We start from the raw sequence: 4420 nt of genomic DNA on the forward strand, positions 1-4420 counted from the left end.
CGCCGGCACCGCGAGCCCGACCCTGGGCGGCCTGTTCAAGGGCGGTTCGGGTACCTGGTCGTTTGCACCGCAGATCAACATCCCGATCTTCAACGCCGGCAGCCTGCGCGCCAGCCTGGATTACTCGAAAATCCAGAAAGAGATCAACGTCGCTAACTACGAGAAAGCGATCCAGACCGGCTTCCAGGAAGTCTCCGACGGCCTCGCCGCCCGTGAGACCTACAAGCAGCAACTGGACGCCCAACGTGGCTTCGTCGCGGCCAACCAGGATTACTACCGCCTGGCCGAGCGTCGCTACCGTATTGGTGTCGACAGCAACCTGACGTTCCTCGACGCCCAGCGCCAACTGTTCAGTGCCCAGCAATCGCTGATCACCGACCGCCTGGCGCAGCTCAACAGCGAGGTCAACCTGTACAAGGCCCTCGGTGGTGGCTGGAACGAACAGACCGCGAAGAACGAACCGTTGAAAGAAGAAGCACCGCCCTTGAAGTTGTTCTGATAGTGGCGCAGTAAACAAAAACCGCTTCCCGCCCAGGAAGCGGTTTTTTTACGCCCATGACTTTGCGTTCGATCATCGCCCACAACCCGCTCTCCCCCACTTTCATCGCCCCCGCACCGCCCCGCACCATGGCCGCCACCTGCATAACCCCAATAACAACAGGTCTGACACCATGAGCACTTTCGACCCGCGCCGGCTTTTGCTGGCAACCGCTGTCGCCAGCATTGCCCTCCCCGTTGTCGCTGAAGAACACGGCTTCCTGGAAGACGCCAGCGCCAACCTAAACCTGCGTAATTTCTTCTTCAACCGCAACTACACCAATCCCACCAAGACCCAGGGCGGCGCACAGGAGTGGACGCAAAGTTTCATCCTCGACGCCAAATCCGGCTTTACCCAGGGCACCGTCGGTTTCGGCGTGGATGTACTGGGCCTGTACTCATTGAAGCTCGATGGCGGGCGCGGCACGGGTGGCACCCAGCTGTTGCCGCTGGACCACGATGGCCGTCCGGCGGATGAATTCGGGCGTCTGGGCGTGGCGTTCAAGGCACGGGTTTCAAAGACAGAAGTGAAAGTCGGCGAATGGATGCCGGTACTGCCGATCCTGCGGTCGGACGATGGCCGCTCGCTCCCGCAAACCCTGCGCGGCGGGCAAATCACCTCCAAGGAAATCGACGGCCTGACCCTGTACGGCGGCCAGTTCCGCGCCAACAGCCCACGGGACGACAGCAGCATGACCGACATGTCCATGTTCGGGAAAACCGCGTTCACCTCCGACCGCTTCAACTTCCAGGGCGGCGAATATGCCTTCAACGACAAACGCACCCAGATCGGTGTGTGGAACGCCCAACTCAAGGACATCTACAGCCAGCAATACCTCAACCTGATCCACAGCCAACCGGTGGGCGACTGGACCCTGGGCGCCAACCTCGGGTTCTTCTACGGCAAGGACGACGGCAGCGCCCGCGCCGGAGACCTCGATAACAAGACCTGGTCCGGACTGTTCTCGGCCCGATACGGCGGCAACACGTTCTATGTCGGCCTGCAAAAACTCACCGGCAACAGCGCCTGGATGCGCGTCAACGGCACCAGCGGCGGCACCCTGGCCAACGACAGCTACAACGCCAGCTACGACAACGCCCAGGAAAAATCCTGGCAGGTACGCCATGACTATAACTTCGCCGCCCTGGGTATTCCGGGCCTCACGCTGATGAACCGCTACATCAGCGGCAGCAACGTACACAGCGGCACGGTGACCGATGGCAAGGAATGGGGACGGGAAAGTGAAGTGGCCTACGTGGTGCAGAGCGGAGCGCTGAAGAATCTCAATGTGCGCTGGCGTAACTCCAGCATGCGCCGGGACTACAACAACAACGAGTTTGATGAAAACCGGTTGATCGTCAGTTACCCGATAAGCCTGCTGTAAAGCCTCGACAGTCTTGTTGTATGGTGCGCGCGTGTCATGGATGACCCGCCCCAGCAGCCAATGTCATTCGAGTCCGCCATGAAACCCTTCGCCACCGTATCGGCCGCACTAGCCCTGGCCCTGAGCCTCAGCGGTTGCATCGGCCCGCCTCTGGCGCTGACACCGCAAACCGAACAACGCCTGAAAACCGAGGCGCCAATCCGTTTTTTGCTGACCTTCGATGACGGCCCCAGCGCCTCGGGCTTCATGAACCCCAGCCGTTCGGTGATGGCGGACCTGGCGAACAACCCGATACAGCCGGGGATCAAGGCGGTGTTCTTCCTGCAGACCGAGGCGCCCCGCTCCGGCGGCAACCCGCGGGGCTACAAGACCATGGAGCGCGAATACGCGGCCGGCCATATCCTGGGCTTCCACACCGCGACCCCGTGGCACAGCAACCATCGCTTGCAGAATCCGGCTGAACTGGAGCACTACCTCAGCCTGGGTTCATCGACCCTCACCTCCATCACCGGCCAACCGCCCACACTGGTACGCCCGCCGTTCTGGAACTACGACAAGCGCACCTTCGCCGCCTATCAGCAACACGGCATGCATGTGTTGCTGACCGACCTGAGTGCAAACGATGGGGTGATCTGGGTGTTCAACGGCAGCCCGCGTCGACGGGAAAACCTGATACGCCAACTCTCGGTGGTGCGTGAGCGCATCGCCAAAGGCGAATTACCGACGGTGGACGGCGTGATCCCGGTGGTGGTGACCTTCCACGATATCAACCGCTACACCGCCTGGCACTTGAAGGAATACCTGCAAATCCTGCTGGACAGCGCCCATATCAATGGCGTGCCCCTCGCCACACAGCCTTTCTACACCGACCGGACAACCTTGCAGCGAGCCGCCATGGCCCGCACGGTAAAAAGCGCCGACGAAGTGGTGCACCTGCCAGGTGTGTGGAATTGGGTGTGGGACGCTGACTCGCACTAGGCGCGCGACTCTACCCCCAACTCATCCCACACCGACTCGGCCAAGTGAAACGTCGCATTCGCCGCCGGAATCCCGCAATAGATCGCGCTCTGCATCAGCACTTCCTTGATCTCGGCGCGGGTCACACCGTTGCTCGCGGCGGCGCGCAGGTGCAGCTTCAGCTCTTCGCTGCGGTTCATGCCGATGAGCATGGCGATGGTGATCAGGCTGCGGGTATGCCGCGGCAGCCCCGGGCGGGTCCAGATATCACCCCAGGCGTGGCGGGTGATCATTTCCTGGAACTCGCTGTTGAACTCGGTCAGGGCGTTGAGGCTGCGGTCGACGTGGGCGTCGCCCAGCACTTCGCGGCGCACTTGCAGGCCTTCGGCATAACGTTGTTTCTCGTCCACAAAACGCTCCTCATGCAACGGTGACGACAGGCACATACCTGTGGCGAGGGAGCTTGCTCCCGTTGGGTCGCGCAGCGACCCCAGTGAGGCCGCTGCAGGGTTTTACAAATAGTTGGGTTGCGGCTGCTCAGGGGCTGCTACGCAGCCCAACGGGAGCAAGCTCCCTCGCCACAGGGTTCAGCGATACTCAGCGCGATAGCAGAAATTCCAGCACACGGTCGCTGAACGCCGCACCGGCTTGCACGTTGGACAAGTGCGCGGCATAGAACTCGGCATACTCGGCGCCCTGCACATGCGCCTGGATAAAGTGCCCACCCGCCGGCGGCGTCACCGCATCTTCGCTGCCTGCGATCACCAGGGTCGGCACCTTGATCGACGCCAGTTGCTCGCGGAAATCCGCGTCGCGCACGGCCGCGCAGTTTGCGGCATAACCCTGGGGATCAGTCGCCGCCAGCATATCGGTGATCAGCTTGGCCTGGTCAGGATGAGCCTCGGCGAAGTCGGCGGTGAACCAGCGGGCAATTGACGCATCACGCAGGGCAACCATCGCGGCCGCACCGTCGCGCAGGACCATCTCGATGCGTGGGCTCCAGATCTCGGGCGTGCCGATCTTCGCGGCGGTGTTGCACACCACCAGCCGGCGCAAACGCTCACCCGCGTTGATCCCCAGCCACTGGCCGATCAGGCCGCCCATGGACAACCCGCAGAAATGCGCGCGCTCGATCTGCAACGCATCCAGCAGCGCCAGCACGTCACGGCCCAATTGCTCGATGCTGTAGGGGCCTTCGGTGACCAGCGACTTGCCATGGCCGCGGGTATCGAAACGCAGCACCCGGAAGTACTGGGTGAACGCCTCGATCTGGATGTCCCACATATGCAGGTCGGTGCCCAGGGAGTTGGACAGCACCAGTACCGGTGCATCTTCGGGGCCATCGAGTTGGTAGTTCAGTTCGCCATCGGCGAGTTGTACAAATCCCACAGCAGCCTCCTCAGGCAGTCAAAGCAAAATGTTCGGCCACGGCCCGGGTGACCCAGGTGTGCGCCTGGCCCAGGTAGTGCGTCGGGTCCAGCAGGCGATCGAGTTCGGCCGCCGAAAGCTCGGCAGTCACTTGCGGTTCATCCCCCAGCACC

5 protein-coding genes and 1 pseudogene are annotated in these 4420 nt (G+C 62.1%); 3 read left to right on the plus strand and 3 right to left on the minus strand.

Annotated elements, in window-relative coordinates; translation table 11 throughout:
- From HX846_RS32460 to HX846_RS32470, 3 genes are all read left to right on the plus strand, one after another.
- On the plus strand, positions 1 to 499 hold a 499-nt coding region (locus HX846_RS32460), incomplete at its 5' end, for a TolC family protein (protein WP_178966978.1).
- Positions 500 to 671: 172 nt separating this feature from the next.
- Positions 672 to 1922 carry an OprD family porin gene (locus tag HX846_RS32465; RefSeq protein ID WP_087693189.1) on the plus strand — a complete coding sequence of 417 codons (1251 nt, stop codon included), beginning with the start codon at positions 672 to 674 and terminating at the stop codon, positions 1920 to 1922.
- Positions 1923 to 1958: 36 nt separating this feature from the next.
- Entirely contained in the window at positions 1959 to 2900 is a 942-nt protein-coding gene (locus HX846_RS32470; protein ID WP_256740204.1) for a polysaccharide deacetylase family protein, read from the plus strand.
- Here HX846_RS32470 and pcaC read toward each other — a convergent pair.
- From pcaC to HX846_RS32485, 3 genes and pseudogenes are all read right to left on the minus strand, one after another.
- On the minus strand, positions 2897 to 3289 hold the full coding sequence (pcaC, locus tag HX846_RS32475; protein ID WP_003219813.1) for a 4-carboxymuconolactone decarboxylase: 393 nt from the start codon (positions 3287 to 3289) through the stop codon (positions 2897 to 2899). The genes HX846_RS32470 and pcaC overlap by 4 nt on opposite strands.
- A gap of 187 nt (positions 3290 to 3476) precedes the next feature.
- Positions 3477 to 4268 carry a 3-oxoadipate enol-lactonase gene (gene pcaD / locus HX846_RS32480; RefSeq protein ID WP_178966979.1) on the minus strand — a complete coding sequence of 264 codons (792 nt, stop codon included), beginning with the start codon at positions 4266 to 4268 and terminating at the stop codon, positions 3477 to 3479.
- 10 nt (positions 4269 to 4278) lie between these two features.
- Positions 4279 to 4420 (minus strand): annotated as a pseudogene (locus HX846_RS32485) (3-carboxy-cis,cis-muconate cycloisomerase); the annotation flags it as partial.

Origin of the sequence: Pseudomonas sp. K5002 (genome assembly GCF_013386655.1) — a bacterium.
Taxonomy (GTDB): Bacteria; Pseudomonadota; Gammaproteobacteria; order Pseudomonadales; family Pseudomonadaceae; genus Aquipseudomonas.

What these genes read in the sequence shown, in the direction of transcription:
- HX846_RS32470 (WP_256740204.1), top strand. Translation starts at nt 1,959, where the DNA reads ATGGATGACCCGCCCCAGCAGCCAATGTCATTCGAGTCCGCCATGAAA.
- HX846_RS32465 (WP_087693189.1), top strand. Translation starts at nt 672, where the DNA reads ATGAGCACTTTCGACCCGCGCCGGCTTTTGCTGGCAACCGCTGTCGCC.